This is a genomic window from Marinimicrobium sp. ARAG 43.8, assembly GCF_050113635.1.
GTDB lineage: Bacteria > Pseudomonadota > Gammaproteobacteria > Pseudomonadales > Cellvibrionaceae > Marinimicrobium.
Window position 1 is genome coordinate 187,252 of record NZ_JBNJLT010000007.1, and the last position, 20,506, is coordinate 207,757.

Consider the following 20,506-nt stretch of genomic DNA (forward strand, 5'->3'; position numbering starts at 1 on the left):
AGCCACTTGCCTGCGATCAGTGGCATAAATGGCGGATTCGGCGAATCCGCCGACGGACAGACCCCTTGCGGCCTGTCCGCTTTTTCGAGCGGCGACTCCTGCCAAAAGCGGGGGACGTTATGGTAGCTAATGGCTAGAGACTAGCAGGGGAGTATCGGGTAACACCCGAGCTGACTGTCGGCCGCCCCCTGGCGGGGACAGTTGGAGACCCCATGACAAGGTGGGTGTAATGCAAGACAGCATCATGGAGCATTTTTGGCGCACGTCCCATATCTCCGGTGGGAATGCCGCCTATGTCGAAGCGCTCTACGACACATATTTACACGATCCCAACGCGGTTCCTGAAGAGTGGCGTAATTATTTTGAACAGTTACCCCGGGTCGACGGGGTCGTTACCCAGGACATCCCGCACTCCGTTGTCCGTGAGCAGTTTGAGCGTCTCGCCAAAACCCGTTCCGCTACAGCGTCAACCAATGTGGCCGGCTCCGTAAGCCTCGAACACGAGCGCAAGCAGGTCAAAGTTCTCCAGTTAATCAGCTCCTACCGTTTTCGCGGACACCAGAAAGCCGAACTCGACCCCCTGAATCTAATGGAACGCGAGCGAGTGCCCGATCTCGAACTGGGGTTCCATGGCCTGACCGACGCGGATCTGGATACCCATTTCAACACTGGCAACCTCTTTATCGGTCGCGAAGAAGCGCCTCTGCGCGATATTGTTGAAGTGCTGGAACAGACCTACTGCGGACACGTGGGTCCGGAGATCATGCACATTACCAATCTGGCTGAAAAACAGTGGTTGCAGCAGCGATTGGAAAGTGTGCGATCCAAGCCGGACTTCAGTAACGAGCAACGCCTGGCCGTGCTCGATCGCTTGGTGGCCGCCGAGGGGCTTGAGCGCCATCTGGATAGCAAATACCCCGGTACAAAACGGTTTGGCCTGGAAGGGGGCGAAAGCTTCATTCCGTTGGTCGATGCGATTGTAAAGCGCGCCGGTGGTTACGGTGCCAAAGAAATTGTACTGGGCATGGCTCACCGGGGCCGCCTGAATACACTGGTGAATATCTTCGGTAAAAGTCCGGCCGAGCTGTTCGGTGAATTTGAAGGCACCAAACGGTTGGTGGATACCTCAGGGGATGTGAAATACCACCAGGGCTTCTCGTCCAATGTTATGACGCCGGGCGGCGAATTGCACATGGCGATGGCATTTAACCCGTCGCACCTGGAAATTGTGTCTCCTGTCGTGGAAGGGTCTGTGCGGGCTCGTCAGGATCGTCGCGACGACCCAATCGGTGCCAAGGTTCTGCCCATAGTGGTGCATGGTGATGCCGCGTTCGCGGGCCAGGGCGTGGTGATGGAAACCTTCCAGATGTCCCAGACCCGTGCCTACTCCACGGGCGGTACGGTCCATCTGGTGATTAACAATCAGGTAGGCTTCACTACCAGCAAGCGTGAGGATATGCGCTCCACCGAATACTGTACCGATGTCGCTAAGATGGTTGAAGCGCCGATTTTCCACGTTAATGGCGATGATCCGGATGCAGTGTTGTTTGTGGCGCAGCTGGCGGCGGATTACCGCTACGAATTCAAAAAAGACGTGGTGATCGATCTGGTTTGCTATCGGCGCCGCGGCCACAACGAGGCCGACGATCCCTCGGCCACCCAGCCGCTGATGTACCAAAATATTCGCAAGCACAAAACCACCCGTGCGTTGTACGCGGACAAACTGGTGGAAGCGGGCATCGTCGACAGTGAAAAAGTCGACGATATGATGAACAGTTACCGGGCGGCGCTGGATCGCGGCGAAAACGTCGCCAATGGCCTGGTGACCGAGCCCGACCGCTCACTGTTCGTCGACTGGTCCGCGTATATCGGCCACGACTGGAGTGCCAAGGGCGATACCAGCGTAGACCTGAAGCGCTTGCAGGAACTCGGACAGAAAATGTGTGAGATTCCCGACGGCGTAGTGGCCCAGAAACAAGTGGGTAAAATTTACGATGATCGCCGGAAAATGGCCGGTGGCGCGCTGCCTATTAACTGGGGCATGGGGGAAACGCTGGCCTACGCGACCTTGCTCGACGAAGGTTATGGCGTTCGTTTGACGGGGCAGGACGTAGGGCGTGGGACCTTCTCCCACCGTCACGCGGTGGTGCATAGCCAAAAAGACGGTTCCACCTATATTCCGCTGCGCCACTTGAAAGAAGGGCAGCCCGCTTTTGATCTTTACGACTCCTTCCTGTCCGAGGAGGCGGTGCTGGCGTTTGAGTATGGCTATGCGACCACGACGCCGAACGGCCTTATCATCTGGGAGGCGCAATTTGGCGATTTCGCCAACGGCGCCCAGGTGGTGATCGATCAATTTATTACCAGTGGCGAACACAAATGGGGGCGTCTGTGCGGCTTGACCATGCTGCTTCCCCACGGCTATGAAGGGCAGGGGCCAGAGCACTCCTCGGCGCGTCTTGAACGCTTCCTGCAATTGTGTGCTGAGCACAATATCCAGGTCTGTGTACCCACGACGCCCGCTCAGGTATTCCATATGCTGCGACGTCAGGTAATCCGTCCGATGCGTCGGCCTCTCGTTGTCATGAGTCCCAAATGGATTTTGCGGCATAAGCTGGCGACTTCAAGCCTGGAAGACTTGGCCAACGGTCGTTTCCACAACGTGATTACCGATGAGCAGGTCGATCCGGCAAAAGCCAAACGAGTCGTGCTCTGTTCCGGCAAGGTGTATTACCACCTTTTGGAAGAGCGTATGGAGCGTGAGCAGGACGACGTGGCTCTGATTCGGCTGGAGCAATTGTACCCCTTCCCGGAAGAAGAACTGAAGAAGGCGCTGGCTCCCTTTAAGAAGCTTAAAGATGTCGTTTGGTGTCAGGAAGAGCCGATGAACCAGGGCGCCTGGTACAGCAGTCAGCATCACATGCGGCGTGTGGTGAACGATCACAACCCGGATCTGTATCTCAGCTACGTGGGTCGCGACCCCTCAGCCGCTCCGGCGGCGGGTTACCCCTCGGTGCACCTGGAAGAGCAGAAGCGTTTCATTAACGAGGCCCTGAGCGTTTAGCTCGGACCTGTGTTCGACAAAGAATCCACAGCGATTGCTAAGGACAAAGAATGACTATAGAGATCAAAGCCCCGACTTTTCCCGAATCCGTTCAGGACGGGAGCATTGCCACTTGGCACAAAAAGCCCGGTGAGTCCGTTTCCCGCGATGAGCTGATTGTTGATATTGAAACCGATAAAGTTGTTATGGAAGTGGTGGCGCCCGCGGATGGCAGCCTCTCCGAAATCCTCAAAGAAGAGGGTGACACGGTTGAAAGCAACGAAGTGATTGCCAAATTTGAAGAGGGCGCTGCAGGTTCCGCGAAAGGCGGCTCTGACGGTAAGGATGAGAAGCCAGCGGCCGAGGAAAAAAGCCCGGCACAGAGCACCAAGTCCGGTGAATCGGCTGACACCGGTGACAGCTCCAGCAGCGATGACAAACTGTTGAGTCCGGCAGCGCGAAAAATGGCCGATGAAAACAATATCGACCCGAACAGCGTTCCCGGCACAGGAAAAGACGGTCGCGTCACCAAAGAAGACGTTGCCAACTTCCTCAAATCCGGTGGCGGTAAAAGCGAACCGTCAAAAGCCAGTGGTTCCTCGACGGCGGAAGCCCCGGTGGAGGCGCCTCAGGGAGAGCGTGCCGAGAAACGTGTGCCGATGACGCGGTTGCGCAAGCGTATTGCAGAGCGTCTGCTGGAGGCCTCCAACACGACGGCTATGCTGACCACGTTCAACGAAGTGAACATGGCGCCCATTATGGAGCTGCGCTCCAAATACAAAGACAAGTTTGAAAAAGCACACGACGGTACTCGCCTGGGCTTCATGGGCTTTTTCGTGAAGGCGGCGGTCGAGGCGTTGCGCCGTTTCCCGGCGGTGAACGCATCCATCGATAACAACGATGTGGTTTACCACGGTTACCAGGACATTGGTGTGGCGGTTTCCACTGATAAAGGTCTGGTGGTGCCGGTGCTGCGCAACGCCGAGAACATGGGGCTTGCCGACATTGAAAGCACCATCCGCGATTACGGTCTGCGGGCGCGCGATGGCAAGCTGGGTATTGAAGAAATGACTGGCGGTACCTTCACGATCACCAACGGCGGTGTGTTTGGGTCATTGCTGTCCACCCCGATTCTGAATATGCCTCAGTCTGCGATTCTGGGTATGCATAAAATTCAGGAGCGGCCCATGGCCGTTAATGGGGAGGTCAAAATCCTGCCGATGATGTACCTGGCGCTTTCTTATGATCACCGTTTGCTGGATGGAAAAGAAGCGGTGCAGTTCCTGGTGACCATCAAGGATCTGCTGGAAGATCCGGCGCGCATCCTGTTGGAAATTTAATGTTTGAAGCGGGCAGGAAACTGCCCGCTTTGCCACTGGTTCGTTGATCCCGGCGGAATGCATGTTCCCCGCTGAGATAAACCGCTTTACACATTTGGGAAAGGTATTATGTCTGATAAATTTGATGTTGTTGTCATCGGTTCCGGGCCCGCTGGTTACGTGGCGGCCATTCGCGCTGCGCAACTCGGTCTCAAAACCGCCTGTATCGAGAAGTGGCAGAATGCCGAGGGTAAGGGCGTCAATGGCGGAACCTGCCTGAACGTTGGTTGTATCCCCTCCAAGGCGTTGTTGGACAGCTCCTACAAGTATCACGAAGCGAAAGACGACTTCAGCGTACACGGCATCAGCACCAAGGGTATCGATATTAATGTACCCTCCATGATTGAGCGCAAAAACAACATCGTCAAACAACTGACCGGCGGGATTTCTGCGCTGTTCAAAGCGAATGGCGTGACGTCTGTTTTCGGTACCGGAAAGTTGCTGTCGAATCGCAAAGTGGAAGTCACCGGTCTTGATGGCAAAACCCAGACTCTGGAAGCGGACAACGTCATCCTGGCTTCCGGCTCCAAGCCCATCGATATTCCCGTGGCCAAAGTCGACGATAAGGTTATCGTGGATTCCACAGGTGCTCTGGAGTTCGACAGTGTACCGAAACGCCTAGGCGTGATTGGGGCCGGGGTTATCGGTCTGGAGCTGGGCAGTGTGTGGAATCGTCTGGGTTCCGAAGTGGTGGTCCTGGAGGCGATGGAGAGCTTTCTTTCCATCATGGATCAGCAGATTGCGAAAGAAACCCAGAAAATCCTGACCAAACAAGGTTTGGATATTCGTCTGAGCTGCCGGGTAACCGGCTCAGAAGTCAAAGGCAAGAAAGTGACGGTCACCTTTACCGATAAAGAAGGTAAAGAGCAGAAAGAAACGTTCGATAAACTGATTGTTTGCGTTGGCCGCCGTCCTTACACAGAAGGTTTGCTGTCAGAAGACAGTGGTGTCAACCTGGACGAACGTGGTTTTATTTACGTCAACGACTTGTGCGCGACTGACGCGCCGGGCGTGTGGGCAATCGGCGATGTGGTCCGTGGCCCTATGCTGGCCCATAAAGGCTCAGAAGAGGGGGTCATGGTGGCCGAGCGTATCGCCGGACAAAAAACCGTCATGAATTACGACGTCATCCCCAATGTCATTTATACCCACCCCGAAGTGGCTTCCGTGGGCCGTAACGAAGAGCAGCTGAAAGCGGACGGTGAACCCTATAAAGTCGGTACTTTCCCGTTTGCGGCGAGCGGTCGCGCCATGGCTGCGAATGAAACCCAAGGCCTGGTAAAAATCATCGCACATGCGGAAACGGATCGAGTGCTGGGCGCCCATATCGTAGGCCCGAGTGCTGCTGATTTGATCCAGCAAGTCGCGATTGCAATGGAATTCGGCAGCAGCGCCGAAGACCTGGGTCTGATGGTGTTCGGCCATCCGACTCTGTCCGAGGCAGTACACGAAGCCGCTCTGGCGGTTCATGGACATGCGATCCATGTCGCCAACAAGAAGAAGCGCTAAATAATAACCAGAAACAACACTGAGTTTGCGAACTCAACCCAAGGGGGCAGGCCGTTTTGGAACGGTCTGCCATTTGGTCATTTAAGCCGGACTTGCCGCAGGACTCCTCGGCCCGGCGTCAGACAATGTGGAATTGCACCATGAATTTGCACGAATATCAGGGTAAGCAGTTATTCGCCCAGTACGGACTGCCAGTCTCCAAGGGCATCGCTGCCAAGACCCCCGCGGAAGCTGCTGCTGCCGCTGACACTATTGGTGGTAGTGAATTTGTCGTGAAGGCACAGGTTCACGCCGGTGGACGCGGTAAGGCCGGAGGCGTCAAGCTGGTTAAATCCAAAGCGGACATCGAAGCGTTTGCCAAGCAGTGGCTCGGCAAGAATCTGGTGACCTACCAGACGGATGAAAAAGGTCAGCCGGTCAGCCGTATTTTGGTCGAGACCTGCACCGATATCGATAAAGAGCTGTACCTGGGTGCTGTGGTAGACCGCGCCACTCGCCGTATCGTGTTCATGGCGTCCACCGAAGGTGGTGTCGAAATCGAGAAAGTGGCGGAAGAAACCCCGGAAAAAATCCTGAAAGCCACCATCGATCCGCTGGTCGGTGCACAGCCTTACCAAGGCCGTGACCTGGCGTTCAAGCTGGGCCTGGAAGGCAAGCAGATCAAACAGTTCGTCCAGATTTTTCTGGGACTGGCGAAACTGTTTAAAGAAAAAGACGTGGCGCTGATCGAGATTAACCCTCTGGTCATCACCACACAAGGTGACTTGCATTGTCTGGACGCCAAAGTAGCCATTGATGGTAACGCGCTGTACCGCCATCAGGACCTGCAGGAAATGCACGACCCCTCTCAGGAAGACTCGCGTGAAGCGCATGCGGCGCAGTGGGAACTCAACTACGTAGCACTCGACGGTAACATTGGTTGTATGGTCAATGGTGCCGGTCTGGCCATGGGTACCATGGATATCGTGAAATTGCATGGCGGTGCGCCGGCAAATTTCTTGGATGTCGGCGGCGGTGCCACCAAAGAGCGCGTGGTCGAGGCGTTTAAGATCATTCTGTCCGACGAAAACGTCAAAGCCGTTTTGATCAACATCTTCGGTGGTATCGTTCGCTGCGATCTGATCGCCGAAGGCGTGATCGGCGCTGTGGAAGAAGTGGGTGTGAAAGTGCCTGTGGTGGTGCGTCTGGAAGGTAACAACGCCGAACTGGGTGCCAAAGTACTGGCGGACAGCGGTTTGAATATCATCGCCGCGACCAGCTTGACTGACGCTGCTCAGCAAGTGGTTAAAGCAGCGGAGGGTAAATAATGAGCATTTTGATCAACAAAGACACCAAAGTAATCTGCCAGGGTTTCACAGGCGCTCAAGGCACCTTCCACTCTGAGCAAGCCATTGCGTACGGCACCAAAATGGTCGGTGGCGTTACGCCGGGCAAAGGCGGCCAGACCCACTTGGGCCTGCCGGTGTTCAATACCGTTGCTGAAGCGGTTGAAGCCACAGGTGCCGAAGCGTCTGTTATTTACGTACCGGCTCCGTTCTGTAAAGACTCGATTCTTGAAGCGGCCAACGCCGGTATCAAGCTCATCGTATGTATCACCGAAGGCATTCCGACACTGGACATGCTGGACTGCAAAGTGAAGTGTGACGAGTTGGGTGTTCGCCTGATTGGTCCGAACTGCCCGGGCGTCATCACGCCGGGCGAGAGCAAAATCGGTATCATGCCGGGCCACATTCACAAGCCGGGTCGTGTGGGTATCGTATCCCGCTCCGGGACGCTGACCTACGAAGCGGTCAAACAAACGACCGACTTCGGTTTCGGCCAGTCCACGTGCGTGGGTATTGGTGGTGACCCGATTCCGGGCTCCAACTTCATCGACATTCTGGAAATGTTTCAGAACGACCCTAAAACCGAAGCGATCGTAATGATTGGTGAAATTGGTGGCAGCGCGGAAGAAGAAGCCGCCGCTTACATCAAGCAAAACGTCACCAAGCCGGTGGTTTCCTACATCGCGGGTGTTACCGCGCCGAAAGGCAAGCGCATGGGCCACGCTGGTGCGATTATTGCCGGCGGTAAAGGCACGGCGGATGAGAAGTTCGCCGCATTGGAAGATGCGGGTGTTAAAACCGTTCGCAGTCTGGCCGACATCGGCGAGGCGCTGAAAGAAGCCACTGGGTGGTAAATCTTTCGGATCAAAAAAGGCGGCCCTCGGGTCGCCTTTTTTGTGTCTGCTTGGGTGCACATGAGGTGCCGACTAGGTAGTCCGGCACAGGATAGGGCGCATCAGTTGGGGACCCGCCGTAAACCCGTCCATGGGGGCTTCTCATCGGCATCCATGCCTCAGAGAGTCCCCAACTGATGCGCCCTATCCTGTGCCTCAGTGCCACCCGTCTATTTTGAGCGCCCTGTGCAAAATTGTAGTGTGGCCTTTGAAATATGAACATATTTGCTTTTAAAAGGTGCTAAAGCCGCAGAGGCATCAGGGAGGGACCGGTGTTCGGAGACTCTCTGAGGCATGGATGCCGATGAGAAGCCTACATGGATGTATTCACGGCGGGTCTCCGAACACCGGTCCCTCCCTGATGCCGGACTTTCCGCCTTAACGTTTGCGAGATCGTTGCTGAGGCCTGCGAGGGGTTTTAGGTAAATGTAACGGCTCAACCCGATACTCGCCAGGCTGCAATGACTCAATATTCCAAGTCCCGATACGGACTCGCACCAGACGCAGGGTAGGGTGGCCCACCGCCGCCGTCATCCGTCGTACCTGCCGATTGCGGCCCTCCGAGATCGTCAGCTCAAGCCATGTGGTCGGGACCGATTGGCGAAAGCGAACCGGCGGATTCCGCGACCACAATGGTGGCTCGGAGATCACCTTCGCCTTCGCGGGTCGTGTCGGGCCATCATTGAGCCGGACACCCTGCCTGAGCGCCCCAAGGACCGCCTGATCGGGGCTACCCTCCACTTGTACCCAGTACACCTTGGGCAATTTGTGGAGAGGATGGGCGACCTGGTGCTGCACTTGACCGTCGTCGGTCAGCAGCAACAGCCCCTCGGAGTCTCGATCCAGGCGACCGGCCGGGTAGACACCTGGGCGATCAATGTAGCGGGCCAGCGTTTCACGGCCTTCCGTATCGGTGAATTGGGACAAGACCCCGTAAGGCTTGTTAAATAGCAATAGACTTGGCACAGATCAACCTCGATTCATGCCGGGCGTGGCCATTACTGGTATAATGCGCGCGTTCAAAAAATCGGCACACACCCTGAACAGATGGAGTGACAGCTTATCATGACCGAATCCAAAATCATCTACACGGAAACCGACGAAGCGCCAGCACTGGCGACCTATTCATTGCTGCCTATTATTCGCGCGTTTGCCGAGCCTTGTGGTGTCGCCATCGAAACCCGCGATATTTCCCTCTCAGGGCGTATCATCTCCCAGTTCCCGGAGCGCCTGACCGACGAACAACGCATTGACGACCACCTGGCGGAGCTGGGTGAACTGGCCAAAACACCGGAAGCCAATATTGTGAAGCTGCCCAATATCAGCGCCTCCATTCCCCAATTGAAAGCGGCCATCAAAGAACTTCAAAAGCAGGGCTACGACCTGCCTGACTATCCTGAAGACCCGTCGACCGACGAAGAGAAAACCATTCAGGCCAAATACGACAAAGTGAAAGGCAGTGCGGTGAACCCGGTGCTGCGCGAGGGCAACTCTGACCGCCGTGCACCGGCCTCAGTCAAACAGTATGCCCGCCACAACCCGCATAAAATGGGGGCCTGGAGCGCTGATTCCAAATCGCATGTGTCGCATATGTCTCACGGCGATTTTTATGGCAGCGAAAAGTCGGTGCTGGTGGAAAAGGAAGGTGATGTCAAAATCCAGCTGGTGACCGAAGCCGGCGACACCCAGGTGCTGAAGGCAAAAACGCCTTTGCTGGACGGTGAAATCATCGACGCGGCGGTGATGAGCAAGAAAGCGCTTCGGGAATTTCTGGAAGCGGAAATCAACGACGCCAAGGCCAAGGATGTACTGTTCTCGCTGCACCTGAAAGCGACCATGATGAAAGTGTCCGATCCGATCCTGTTTGGTCACGCCGTATCGGTGTTCTACGCGGATGCGCTGAAAAAGCATGAAGCCGCGCTGAAGTCCGTGGGCTTCGATCCCAATAATGGGATTGGCGATCTGTATGCCTGTGTGGAAAACCTGCCGGAAGATCAGCGTAAAGCGGTTATCGCCGATGTGGAGGCGGTCTACCAGGATCGCCCCAGCCTGGCCATGGTGAATTCCGACAAAGGCATTACCAACCTGCATGTGCCGAGCGATGTGATTATCGACGCGTCTATGCCAGCGATGCTGCGCGATTCCGGCAAAATGTGGGGCGCCGATAACGCCCGCCACGATGCCAAAGCGGTGATTCCGGATCGCTGCTACGCCACTATTTACCAGGCAGTTATTGATGATTGCCGCACGCACGGTGCCTTCGATCCTACCACCATGGGTAGTGTGTCCAATGTGGGTTTGATGGCTCAGAAAGCGGAAGAGTACGGCTCGCACGACAAGACATTTGAAATCGCCACGGCGGGCAAAGTACAGGTAGTGGATAGCGAAGGTCAGGTGTTGCTGGAGCAGTCTGTGGACGCGGGCGATATCTTCCGCATGTGCCAGGTCAAGGACGCGCCGATTCGCGACTGGGTGAAGCTGGCGGTAAATCGTGCCCGGGAAAGCGGTACTCCGGCGGTGTTCTGGTTGGATCCGAAACGTGCGCACGATGCGCAAGTGACCAGAAAAGTCGAGCAGTATCTGAAGGATCACGATACCAGCGGTCTGGAAATTCATATCATGAGCCCGGAAGAGGCCATGAAGTTCTCTCTGGAGCGTCTGCGTCAGGGTAAAGACACCATTTCCGTTACCGGTAATGTGTTGCGTGACTATCTGACAGACTTGTTCCCCATCATGGAACTGGGTACGAGTGCCAAAATGCTCTCCATTGTCCCGTTAATGAATGGCGGTGGCCTGTTCGAAACGGGAGCGGGCGGTTCGGCACCGAAGCACGTTCAGCAGTTCCTGGAAGAAAACCACTTGCGTTGGGATTCGCTGGGTGAGTTTCTCGCCATGGTTGAGTCCCTGCGGCATTACGGCAAGGTCACTGGGAATGCAAAAGCCAAAGTCCTGGCAGACACGCTGGACCAGGCGAATGCGGCTTTCCTGCAAAACAACAAGTCCCCTTCCCGCAAAGTGGGAGAGCTCGATAATCGCGGCAGCCACTTTTACCTTGCTCTGTATTGGGCCGAAGCGCTGGCGGCACAGTCCGATGACGCGGAACTCAAGCAGCGCTTTACCCAACTGGCTGAAACCCTGAAGGCTAAGGAAGCCACCATTGTGGGTGAGCTGAACGGGGTTCAGGGCAACCCCGTCGATATTGAAGGCTATTATCGTCCGAATAAGGGAAAAACGCTGTCGGCGATGCGCCCCAGTGACACCCTTAACGGGGCACTAAACGCGTTGAAGAACGCCTGATTCCGCCCCGGTAAGACGGTTCATAGCGAAGCCCCCGTCACCCAAAAGGGTGTCGGGGGTTTTGTTTGTCAGGCAGCGCCCCAATATAAGGAGGAGGCTGGCGCTCCGTCAGTGTGTTGTGACGGCAGCGTGGGCCTTGTTGTTGGCCTCGAAATCGGCACGTTCTGTCGGGGCGGTCTCGGCGGCAATTCGCTCGGCCCCTTGAGGAGAATCCGAGGAAATGATGTTCGTGGCGTGGAAACCTTTATCACCTTTGGTGATATCGAACGCGACCAGTTGACCTGCCTTGAGGGTTTTGTAGCCTTCCATCTGGATGGCCGAATAGTGCGCGAACAGGTCTTCGCCTCCCTCATCGGGCAGGATAAAGCCATAGCCTTTGGCATTGTTGAACCACTTAACGGTACCTGTGGGCATGGTGGAATCCTTCTGGTTGGTGAGATATAGCATCTCATCATAATTCGTTATTAGAGTTTGCCTGCTTATAACCACCTTTGCCGTGTTAACCTGGATTTGGTGGTTTTTTGATCAGGCTTAGTTGTTTTAGCCGAGTTTTAAGCCACTGTCAAGTGTAATTGGCTTGTGGTTAGGAGGGTTGGCTCCTGATCCGGTACAATGAAGTTTGGGCTCGTTGACGGACCTAAGGCCCTAAACAATTTTTTACGCAACCTTTTTACGGCACCTGTGGGAAAAATGGCAATCTTTCATCTAATCTTAAATACAGAGCCGAAGCTGGCTAGGGAACCGGGACGTGATGCCGAAGATGACGGCAGTATAGCGGTTCAGGAAGACAAGCCGAAGTTACGGCGCCCGCCAATGTACAAAGTGGTCATGTTTAATGACGACTTCACGCCAATGGACTTCGTGGTGGAAACTCTGGAAATCTTTTTTTCCATGAACCGGGAGAAGGCGACGCAAGTTATGATCAAAGTGCACACGCAGGGAAAGGCCGTGTGCGGTGTGTACACCAGGGATATTGCAGAAACGAAAGCGGCCCAGGTGAATCAGTTCGCCAAGGACAACGAGCATCCACTGCTGTGTGAAATAGAGGCGGTGGAGGACGACGACCGGTGACTCTGTTGTTAGAGGTTATCAGCGATGTTAAGTAAAGATCTTGAAGTTACCCTGAACCTCGCCTTTAAAGGCGCGCGCTCCAAACGGCATGAGTTCATGACCGTTGAGCACTTATTGCTGGCGCTGATCGATAATGATTCAGCGGCCAACGTGCTGCGTGCCTGCGGGGCAGACCTTGGGCAGTTGCGCAAAGAGTTGATTGAATTTGTGGATTCAACCACGCCGCTGATACCCGAGGAGGACACCGAGCGTGAAACCCAGCCGACACTTGGTTTTCAGCGAGTGTTGCAGCGAGCGGTGTTCCATGTGCAGTCCTCGGGTAAGCAGGAGGTAACAGGTGCGAATGTCCTGGTGGCTATTTTCAGCGAGCAGGAAAGCCAGGCCGTGTACTATCTCAAGCAGCAAAGTATTGCCCGTATTGATGTGGTGAATTACATCACCCACGGGATTCACAAAGTGGCCGGCCAGTCTGATCACGGCAGCGATGCGGGGCAAGAGCAGCACGATGACGACGCGGTCGGCGGTGAGTCCAGCACGCAAAGTCCCTTGGAGAGCTTTGCGGCTAACCTGAACGAACAGGCAATGCAGGGGCGTATTGACCCTCTGGTAGGCCGTGAATACGAAGTCGAGCGCGTCAGTCAGATTTTGTCCCGGCGCCGCAAGAACAATCCGTTGCTGGTAGGCGAGTCGGGCGTGGGTAAAACGGCTATTGCTGAAGGCCTGGCCAAGCGCGTTGTGGATGGCGATGTGCCAGACGCACTGGCTGACGCGGTCGTTTACTCTCTGGACATGGGCGCCTTGCTGGCGGGCACCAAGTATCGCGGCGACTTTGAAAAACGTTTCAAAGGCTTGCTCAGCGAGCTTAAGAAACAAAAGAACGCGATCCTGTTTATCGACGAGATTCACACCATTATTGGCGCGGGCGCGGCTTCCGGCGGTGTGATGGACGCCTCCAACCTGCTCAAGCCCTTGCTGTCGTCCGGCGAGTTGCGTTGCATGGGATCGACCACCTATCAGGAATACCGGGGTGTCTTTGAAAAAGACCGGGCGCTGTCACGTCGCTTCCAGAAAGTGGACGTCAAAGAACCCACGGTCGATGAAACCTACCAGATACTGAAAGGGCTTAAGAGTCGTTTTGAGAAGCATCACGGTCTGCGCTACACCGATCCGGCCCTCCGGCTGGCGGCTGAGTTATCCGAGCGGTATATCAGCGAGCGCTTCTTGCCCGACAAGGCGATCGATGTGATTGACGAGGCGGGTGCGTTTCAGCAGCTGCAACCACCGAGCAAGCGGAAAAAAACCGTGGGTGCGTCCGATATTGAGGCCGTGGTGGCCAAGATTGCGCGGATTCCGCCGAAGAGTGTGTCCTCTTCTGATAAAGAACAGCTGCGGAAGCTGGATGACAATCTCAAGCTGACGGTTTTTGGTCAGGACGAAGCAATCGATACACTCTCCTCGGCCATCAAACTCTCCCGGGCAGGACTGGGGTCTGGTGAAAAACCCATCGGTTCGTTTCTGTTTGCAGGCCCCACGGGCGTAGGCAAAACTGAGGTCACCCGCCAGCTGGCGACCTGCCTGGGCGTGGAGCTGGTTCGCTTTGATATGTCCGAGTATATGGAGCGTCACACGGTATCGCGCCTCATTGGTGCGCCGCCCGGCTACGTGGGATTTGACCAGGGCGGCTTGCTGACAGACGCCGTGACGAAGCATCCCCACAGTGTGGTTCTGCTCGACGAGATTGAAAAAGCCCACCCGGATGTGTTCAATTTGCTGTTGCAGGTCATGGACCACGGCACGCTCACTGACAACAATGGTCGCAAGGCCGATTTCCGCAACGTGATTTTGGTGATGACCACCAATGCAGGGGCGGAAGATATGATTCGTCCCTCCATTGGGTTCACACAGCAGGATCACAGCACGGACGGTAAAGAAGCGATCAAGCGGTTGTTTACCCCCGAGTTTCGTAACCGTCTCGATGCAGTGGTGCAGTTTGGTGTGTTGAGCATGGACGTCATCAAAACCGTCGTCGACAAGTTCCTGGTTGAGCTTCAGTCGCAGTTGGACGATAAGAAAGTGACGCTTGATGTCTCTGAAGAGGCGCGTACCTGGCTCGCAGAGCACGGCTATGATGAAAAAATGGGCGCGCGCCCCATGGCTCGACTTATCCAGGAAAAGATCAAAAAGCCGTTGGCGGAAGCGGTATTATTTGGTGATCTTTCGGAGAGCGGTGGGTCAGTCTATGTGGACGTCACCCCGGAGGGGGATTCGCTGGCCATCAAGGTCGAAGGTAAGTCCTGATGACGAGGGGCTTTCCTGACGCTGTAAAAGTAACGCTCACAGGAAACCGTTACGCAGGAGGCCGCCGAGGGCGGCTTCTTGCGTTTAAATACGGAATAACAGCGGGGCTCAGCCAGTCTTACGATCTGGGGCTCAACGCGAGCGGTAGGTAATCCGGCCTTTTGTGAGGTCATAAGGGGTCATTTCCACCTTGACCTTGTCGCCAGTAAGAATACGAATGTAGTTTTTGCGCATCTTGCCGGAGATGTGCGCCGTGACCACATGTCCGTTCTCCAGTTTAACGCGGAAGGTGGTGTTGGGCAGGGTATCAACCACTTCGCCTTCAAATTCAATGTTGTCTTCTTTCGCCATTCGGCAGTTTCCTCGGCTTTCAGTACGTGCGTGGCCTGCGCAGATGGCAGGTTGCCGCACGGGTTTGGTCTGAATGTTGCCCGGTCGGGCTGAAAATAGGCGTGAATTGTGCCTGAAATGAGCCGAAAGGCCAAGTGTTAGCGGGATATAAAGCTACGTTACCCGCACCCAGCGGCGATTGACCAGCATTTCGAGTGGCCGATATTGCGTTTTATAGTCCATTTTCCGGCAGTGCTTGATCCAGTAGCCGAGGTAGACATACGGCAAGGACAGCACCCGGGCTTGTTCGATCTGGGCGAGAACACCCAGCACACCGAGACTGCGGCGCGGCTGCGTGCTGTCAAAGAAGGTGTAAACCGCTGACAAGCCATCGCTCAGGGTGTCGCAAACAGCAACAGCCAACAGCTGATCCCCCTCGCGTACCTCCAGATATCGGGTGACACCCCAGGCCCGGCTGAGGAACGCATCGTACTGGGCTCGGGATGGGGGGTACATATCACCGTCCCCGTGACGAGTGTTGATATAGTGCTCATACAAACGATAGTGCTCGTCGCGGTCGGGCTCCGTCACCAGCTCGAGAGAAAGGTCGGTATTACGGTTCCAGCAACGGCGCTGGTTTCTATTGGGGCGAAAGCTTTCAACCGGAATCCGGCAAGAGATACAGGCACTGCAATGGGCACAGTGAGGGCGGTACAAATGAGGGCCGCTACGTCGGAAGCCAATTTGGGAGAGCTGGGTATAAAGCGCCTGATCCACCGCCGCATTTGGATCGATAAACAGCGTGGTGGCCTCTTGATCGTCCAGATAGCTGCAGGGGTGAGGCTGTGTGGCGAAGAGCTTGAGGTTCGACAGGTCTGTCATTGCGCCCTCTCTTTGCCTGGTGGTTAAAGCACTGGCGTGTTCAGTTCCCACGGCCCTGTCACCGAGGGCAGATACACACAGTCTAGCAGGATTTGCTCGAACGCTTCACGGGAAATCTCCTCGGCGCCGAGGCTGAACATATGAGCGCTGCCTACCTGGCAGTCGATCACCTGGAAATTCCAGGCACGCAGTTGCGCTTCCAGATAAGCAAAACCCACCTTCGAGGCATTATCTTTCCGGCTGAACATCGACTCACCAAAGAAAACCCGGCCGAGCGCCAGGCCATAGAGCCCGCCGACGAGGTTGCCGTTCTGCCACACCTCGACTGAGTGAGCGATGCCTTGTTCGTGCAGGTGACAGTAGGCGCTCAGCATTTCATCGGTAATCCAGGTGCCGGCACCATAGTCTCTGGGCTCGGCGCAGGCCCGCATCACGGCTTCGAACGCCTTGTCGCAGGACACCTCAAAGGGTTGTTGTCGAATGGTTTTGCGCAGAGAACGGGACAGGTGCAACCGGCCCGGAAACAGCACGGCCCGGGGGTCGGGTGTCCACCACAGGGTGGGTTGCCCCGCCTCATACCAGGGAAATATCCCGTGGCGATAGGCGTGAATCAAGCGCTCCGCTGAAAGGTCGGCGCCAGCCGCCAACAAGCCGTTGGGCTCCGTCAGTGCTTCATGGGTAGGGGGAAAGTCCAGAGTGTCTGGATCGAGCCAGGGGAGTGTTATCATGAGCGCCGGGCGGTTAAACCTGATCCTGACACCCAGGGGCGCCAGGATCGGGAGGTGTGGGCCAGTTACAGGTCGTCCAGATATTTCTCGGCGTCCAGAGCCGCCATACAACCCGCGCCAGCCGACGTGATGGCCTGTCGGTAGATGTGGTCTGAAACGTCGCCGGCGGCGAACACGCCGGGCACACTGGTAGCGGTGGCGTTGCCGTTCAAGCCGCTGGTCACTTTGATGTAGCCGTCCTTCATATCCAACTGCCCGGCGAAGATGTCGGTATTGGGCTTGTGACCAATGGCAATAAATACGCCCTGCACATCAACTTCCTGAGTGCTGTCATTCAGAGAGCTGCGCAGGCGGGCGCCGGTCACGCCATTGTCGTCGCCCAGGACTTCATCCAGGGTGTGGTCCCAGACAATACGCACATTGCCGTTCTTTTCCTTCGCGAACAGCTTATCCTGGAGGATCTTCTCGGCACGCAGCTTATCGCGACGGTGCACGAGAATCACCTCGCTGGCGATGTTGGACAGGTACAGGGCTTCTTCCACAGCGGTGTTGCCGCCGCCAATTACGGCTACTTTCTGATCGCGATAGAAAAAGCCGTCGCAAGTGGCACAGGCGCTGACGCCTTTGCCCATAAAGGCTTCCTCGGAAGGCAAACCGAGATACTGGGCCGATGCCCCCGTGGCGATAATCAGCGCATCACAGGTATAGGTTTCATTGCCGACGAGCTTGAACGGGCGACCACTCAGATCGGTTTCGTGAATATGGTCGAAGATGATCTGGGTATCAAAGCGCTCGGCATGCTCCTGCATCTGCACCATCAGGTCTGGGCCCTGAAGGTCCGAGATGCCACCTGGCCAGTTCTCCACCTCAGTGGTGGTGGTCAATTGGCCGCCTTGTTGCATGCCGGTGATCAGAACCGGTTTGAGATTGGCCCTGGCGGCGTATATCGCGGCCGTATAACCGGCGGGGCCGGAGCCGAGAATAATCAGGCGATGGTGCTGTGCGTCGCTCATGATTTGCTGTCCTTTGGAAGTGTTGAGATTGTCGAATGTTTGGGTAAGCGCTGATTTGGCGCCCATCATAAGTGAATCGTGTGTGGTCCGCAAAATAGTATGAACCAATGCGAAGTATTGCTTTCTTTAATGGTAACCTGTGTTCAACAGAGTTTGTGGCTATCGCTTTTGCAAACCTCCTCCGTGCCGCTAGAATAGCCGCCATTGCTCACCAATCCGTTTTAATGGGGAACGCTTCGTTTGAAACGCTCACAAAGCCAAGCCGCCAGCGGCAGCACGGCATCGGTCGATAGCTTGTTGATGCGCATCCTGAAAGAGGGGGCTCTGATCGGTTTGGCCGCCATCAGTGTCTACCTCATGCTGGCGCTGATGACCTACGATGCCGGCGATCCCGGGTGGTCACATACCGGAGAGGGGGGTCGCATTCGCAATGCCGGTGGCCCCGCAGGCGCCTGGCTGGCCGATGTGTTTCTCTCGCTGTTTGGCTATCTGGCGTATCTGTTCCCGGTATTGCTGGCGTATCGAGCCTGGCAGGTGTTTCGGGACCGGAACCGGCAGCCAGGGTTTGACTGGCTCTTGATTTCCCTGCGAGTGGTGGGCTTGTTTCTGGTGATGGTGGCCGGCACGGGCATCGCCAGCCTGCATTACCCGGATGGCGTGAACCTGCCATTTTCCAATGGCGGTCTGCTCGGGGCTTCGGTGTCTGAAGGGGTAGAAGGGGCATTTAGTTATACCGGTGGCACGTTGATTCTGCTGGCGGTGTTTCTGTTTGGTATTACGATCTTTACTGACCTGTCCTGGTTAAGGCTGATGGATGAAACGGGTCGCTTGACGCTGATACTGATTGAGCGAGCCAGCACCGCCTGGCAGCACTGGCGTCAACAGCAGGCTGAACGTAAGGCGGCCAAAGCGGCGCAGGAGCACCGTCGTGAAGCGGTGGCAAAACAAGTGGAGAAAACCGCGAAGCGGGTGCCTCCCACTATTTCCGAGCCCGTAAAAAAGGCGCCCCCCAAACCCCAATCCAAACCGGCTCGGCAGGGGTCCCTGTTTGATACCAAAGACAGCTCGCCACCGGAGGGGGAATTGCCTTCCCTGGCGTTGCTGGACCCGCCGGATGCGCACAGTGACAAGGCGTTTTCCAAAGAGTCCCTGGAGGCTATGTCCCGGCTGTTGGAGCTGAAGCTCAAGGACTTTGGCATTGATGTCGAAGTGGAGTCTGTGCAGCCGGGGCCAGTGGTTACCCGCTTTGAGATTCAACCTGCGCCGGGCGTGAAAGCCAGCCGAATTACCAATCTGGCGAAAGATCTGGCGCGCTCGCTGGCCGTCATTAGCGTGCGTGTGGTTGAAGTCATTCCCGGCAAATCCGTGGTGGGCATCGAGATTCCGAACGAACATCGGGAAATGGTGCGCTTGAGCGAAGTGCTGGCCTCGGACGTTTACGACAAGGCCAAATCCGTGTTGACCATGGCACTGGGGCACGATATTTCCGGAGAACCCATCGTCGCCGATCTCGCCAAAATGCCACATCTGCTGGTGGCCGGTACTACCGGTTCCGGTAAATCCGTTGGCGTTAACGTGATGTTGCTCAGTCTGTTGTATAAGTCCTCCCCCGAGGAAGTCAGGCTGATGCTGGTCGACCCGAAAATGTTGGAACTGTCGGTGTACGAGGGGGTTCCTCACTTGTTGACACCGGTTATTACGGATATGAAAGATGCGGCCAACGGTCTGCGTTGGTGCGTGGGGGAAATGGAGCGGCGTTACAAGCTCATGGCGGCGCTCGGCGTGCGCAACCTGGCGGGTTACAACCGCAAAGTGGATGAAGCGCGCAAGGCCGGCGAGCCGCTGAAAGATCCACTGTTCAAGCCGGATGAGCATTTTGAGGCAGGGGCTGAGGAAGCCACCGCACCGGATCTGGAGCACCTGCCAGCCATTGTGGTGGTCATTGATGAATTTGCCGACATGATGATGATTGTCGGCAAGAAAGTGGAGCAGTTGATTGCTCGCATTGCGCAAAAAGCGAGGGCGGCGGGTATTCATTTGATTCTGGCGACCCAGCGCCCCTCGGTGGATGTGATTACGGGGTTGATTAAGGCGAACGTGCCGACTCGCATTGGTTTTCAGGTATCGTCAAAAATTGATTCACGCACGATTTTGGACCAGGGCGGCGCCGAGCAATTGCTGGGCCACGGCGATATGCTCTATCTGCCGCCGGGCACCAGTGTTCCGGTTCGTGTCCACGGGGCGTTTGTGGATGATCATGAAGTACATAAGGTCGTGGCCGACTGGAAGAAGCGTGGCGAGCCGAATTATATCGATGGTGTAACGGACGAGGGTGCCACCAGCTCAATTCCTGTGCCGGGTATGTCGGGCGGGGAAGACGGTAGTGATGATGGCGAAGGCGATGCGCTATACGATCAGGCGGTGGCGTTTGTCATTGAGTCCCGCAAGGCTTCGATCTCGGGGGTTCAACGTAAGTTGCGTATTGGTTACAACCGGGCGGCACGGTTGATCGATACGATGGAGGCCGCTGGTGTGGTGTCGGAAGCGGGGCACAATGGCAATCGCGAAGTGCTGGTGCCGAAGAATTGATAGTGGTTTGCCCCGGTTTAATGGCTAGCTCGGGGGGTTAACGGAGAGCCCGGTGGTTGGACGGGAAGGGGGTTGCAGACACGCCGTAAACCCTTCCCTGGGGGCTTCACTTCGGCATCCATGCCTCAGAGAGTCTGCAACCCCCTTCC

The 20,506-nt window shown here is 56.0% G+C and carries 15 protein-coding genes; 9 read left to right on the forward strand and 6 right to left on the reverse strand.

Going from position 1 to position 20,506, the window contains the following annotated elements; all coding sequences use genetic code 11:
* Positions 1–229 precede the first annotated feature (229 nt).
* The 5 genes from ACQCLF_RS14005 (at position 230) to sucD (ending at position 8,110) form a co-directional block, all read left to right on the forward strand.
* Entirely contained in the window at positions 230–3,064 is a 2,835-nt protein-coding gene (locus ACQCLF_RS14005; protein WP_426988331.1) for a 2-oxoglutarate dehydrogenase E1 component, read from the forward strand.
* Between the two features lie 50 nt (positions 3,065–3,114).
* Positions 3,115–4,383: a 2-oxoglutarate dehydrogenase complex dihydrolipoyllysine-residue succinyltransferase gene (gene odhB, locus ACQCLF_RS14010; RefSeq protein WP_426988333.1), complete on the forward strand. Its 1,269-nt coding sequence runs from the start codon at positions 3,115–3,117 to the stop codon at positions 4,381–4,383.
* Positions 4,384–4,491: 108 nt separating this feature from the next.
* Positions 4,492–5,931 (forward strand): dihydrolipoyl dehydrogenase, encoded by a 1,440-nt coding sequence (gene lpdA, locus ACQCLF_RS14015; protein ID WP_426988335.1) that lies wholly within the window; start codon positions 4,492–4,494, stop codon positions 5,929–5,931.
* 140 nt (positions 5,932–6,071) lie between these two features.
* Positions 6,072–7,238 (forward strand): ADP-forming succinate--CoA ligase subunit beta, encoded by a 1,167-nt coding sequence (gene sucC, locus ACQCLF_RS14020; RefSeq protein WP_426988337.1) that lies wholly within the window; start codon positions 6,072–6,074, stop codon positions 7,236–7,238.
* Positions 7,238–8,110, forward strand: coding sequence for a succinate--CoA ligase subunit alpha (sucD, locus tag ACQCLF_RS14025; protein WP_426988339.1), 873 nt, complete (start codon positions 7,238–7,240; stop codon positions 8,108–8,110). Before sucC ends, sucD begins: the two co-directional genes overlap by 1 nt.
* 417 nt (positions 8,111–8,527) lie before the next feature.
* On the opposite strand, the gene ACQCLF_RS14030 is transcribed toward sucD, so the two are convergent.
* Entirely contained in the window at positions 8,528–9,115 is a 588-nt protein-coding gene (locus ACQCLF_RS14030; RefSeq protein ID WP_426988341.1) for a pseudouridine synthase, read from the reverse strand.
* Positions 9,116–9,214: 99 nt separating this feature from the next.
* Between ACQCLF_RS14030 and ACQCLF_RS14035 the strand changes: the two genes are divergently transcribed.
* A complete protein-coding gene (locus ACQCLF_RS14035) occupies positions 9,215–11,446 on the forward strand; it encodes an NADP-dependent isocitrate dehydrogenase (protein WP_426988343.1) in 2,232 nt (743 codons plus the stop codon).
* Between the two features lie 108 nt (positions 11,447–11,554).
* Here ACQCLF_RS14035 and cspD read toward each other — a convergent pair whose 3' ends face one another.
* On the reverse strand, positions 11,555–11,860 hold the full coding sequence (gene cspD / locus ACQCLF_RS14040) for a cold shock domain-containing protein CspD (protein ID WP_426988345.1): 306 nt from the start codon (positions 11,858–11,860) through the stop codon (positions 11,555–11,557).
* Positions 11,861–12,136: 276 nt separating this feature from the next.
* On the opposite strand from cspD, the gene clpS reads away from it, so the two are divergent.
* Positions 12,137–12,517, forward strand: coding sequence for an ATP-dependent Clp protease adapter ClpS (gene clpS, locus ACQCLF_RS14045; protein WP_426988347.1), 381 nt, complete (start codon positions 12,137–12,139; stop codon positions 12,515–12,517).
* Positions 12,518–12,541: 24 nt separating this feature from the next.
* Positions 12,542–14,815, forward strand: coding sequence for an ATP-dependent Clp protease ATP-binding subunit ClpA (clpA, locus tag ACQCLF_RS14050; RefSeq protein WP_426988349.1), 2,274 nt, complete (start codon positions 12,542–12,544; stop codon positions 14,813–14,815).
* Positions 14,816–14,947: 132 nt separating this feature from the next.
* On the opposite strand, the gene infA is transcribed toward clpA, so the two are convergent.
* The 4 genes from infA to trxB all read right to left on the reverse strand — a co-directional run bounded on the left by infA (position 14,948) and on the right by trxB (position 17,768).
* Complete coding sequence (gene infA / locus ACQCLF_RS14055; RefSeq protein ID WP_024460472.1) at positions 14,948–15,166, reverse strand: translation initiation factor IF-1; 219 nt, start codon at positions 15,164–15,166, stop codon at positions 14,948–14,950.
* 153 nt (positions 15,167–15,319) lie between these two features.
* Complete coding sequence (locus ACQCLF_RS14060) at positions 15,320–16,027, reverse strand: arginyltransferase (protein WP_426988351.1); 708 nt, start codon at positions 16,025–16,027, stop codon at positions 15,320–15,322.
* A 23-nt stretch (positions 16,028–16,050) separates the two neighbouring features.
* A complete protein-coding gene (gene aat, locus ACQCLF_RS14065; protein ID WP_426988353.1) occupies positions 16,051–16,755 on the reverse strand; it encodes a leucyl/phenylalanyl-tRNA--protein transferase in 705 nt (234 codons plus the stop codon).
* Positions 16,756–16,820: 65 nt separating this feature from the next.
* On the reverse strand, positions 16,821–17,768 hold the full coding sequence (gene trxB, locus ACQCLF_RS14070; protein WP_426988355.1) for a thioredoxin-disulfide reductase: 948 nt from the start codon (positions 17,766–17,768) through the stop codon (positions 16,821–16,823).
* Between the two features lie 300 nt (positions 17,769–18,068).
* On the opposite strand from trxB, the gene ACQCLF_RS14075 reads away from it, so the two are divergent.
* On the forward strand, positions 18,069–20,357 hold the full coding sequence (locus tag ACQCLF_RS14075; RefSeq protein WP_426988377.1) for a DNA translocase FtsK: 2,289 nt from the start codon (positions 18,069–18,071) through the stop codon (positions 20,355–20,357).
* The last annotated feature ends 149 nt before the right edge of the window (positions 20,358–20,506 follow it).

Coding starts and splice junctions, on each gene's coding strand:
- ACQCLF_RS14005 (WP_426988331.1), top strand. CDS start 230: ATGCAAGACAGCATCATGGAGCATTTTTGGCGCACGTCCCATATCTCC.
- odhB (WP_426988333.1), top strand. CDS start 3,115: ATGACTATAGAGATCAAAGCCCCGACTTTTCCCGAATCCGTTCAGGAC.
- lpdA (WP_426988335.1), top strand. CDS start 4,492: ATGTCTGATAAATTTGATGTTGTTGTCATCGGTTCCGGGCCCGCTGGT.
- sucC (WP_426988337.1), top strand. CDS start 6,072: ATGAATTTGCACGAATATCAGGGTAAGCAGTTATTCGCCCAGTACGGA.
- sucD (WP_426988339.1), top strand. CDS start 7,238: ATGAGCATTTTGATCAACAAAGACACCAAAGTAATCTGCCAGGGTTTC.
- ACQCLF_RS14035 (WP_426988343.1), top strand. CDS start 9,215: ATGACCGAATCCAAAATCATCTACACGGAAACCGACGAAGCGCCAGCA.
- cspD (WP_426988345.1), bottom strand. CDS start 11,860: ATGCCCACAGGTACCGTTAAGTGGTTCAACAATGCCAAAGGCTATGGC.
- clpS (WP_426988347.1), top strand. CDS start 12,137: ATGGCAATCTTTCATCTAATCTTAAATACAGAGCCGAAGCTGGCTAGG.
- clpA (WP_426988349.1), top strand. CDS start 12,542: ATGTTAAGTAAAGATCTTGAAGTTACCCTGAACCTCGCCTTTAAAGGC.
- infA (WP_024460472.1), bottom strand. CDS start 15,166: ATGGCGAAAGAAGACAACATTGAATTTGAAGGCGAAGTGGTTGATACC.
- ACQCLF_RS14060 (WP_426988351.1), bottom strand. CDS start 16,027: ATGACAGACCTGTCGAACCTCAAGCTCTTCGCCACACAGCCTCACCCC.
- aat (WP_426988353.1), bottom strand. CDS start 16,755: ATGATAACACTCCCCTGGCTCGATCCAGACACTCTGGACTTTCCCCCT.
- trxB (WP_426988355.1), bottom strand. CDS start 17,768: ATGAGCGACGCACAGCACCATCGCCTGATTATTCTCGGCTCCGGCCCC.
- ACQCLF_RS14075 (WP_426988377.1), top strand. CDS start 18,069: ATGCGCATCCTGAAAGAGGGGGCTCTGATCGGTTTGGCCGCCATCAGT.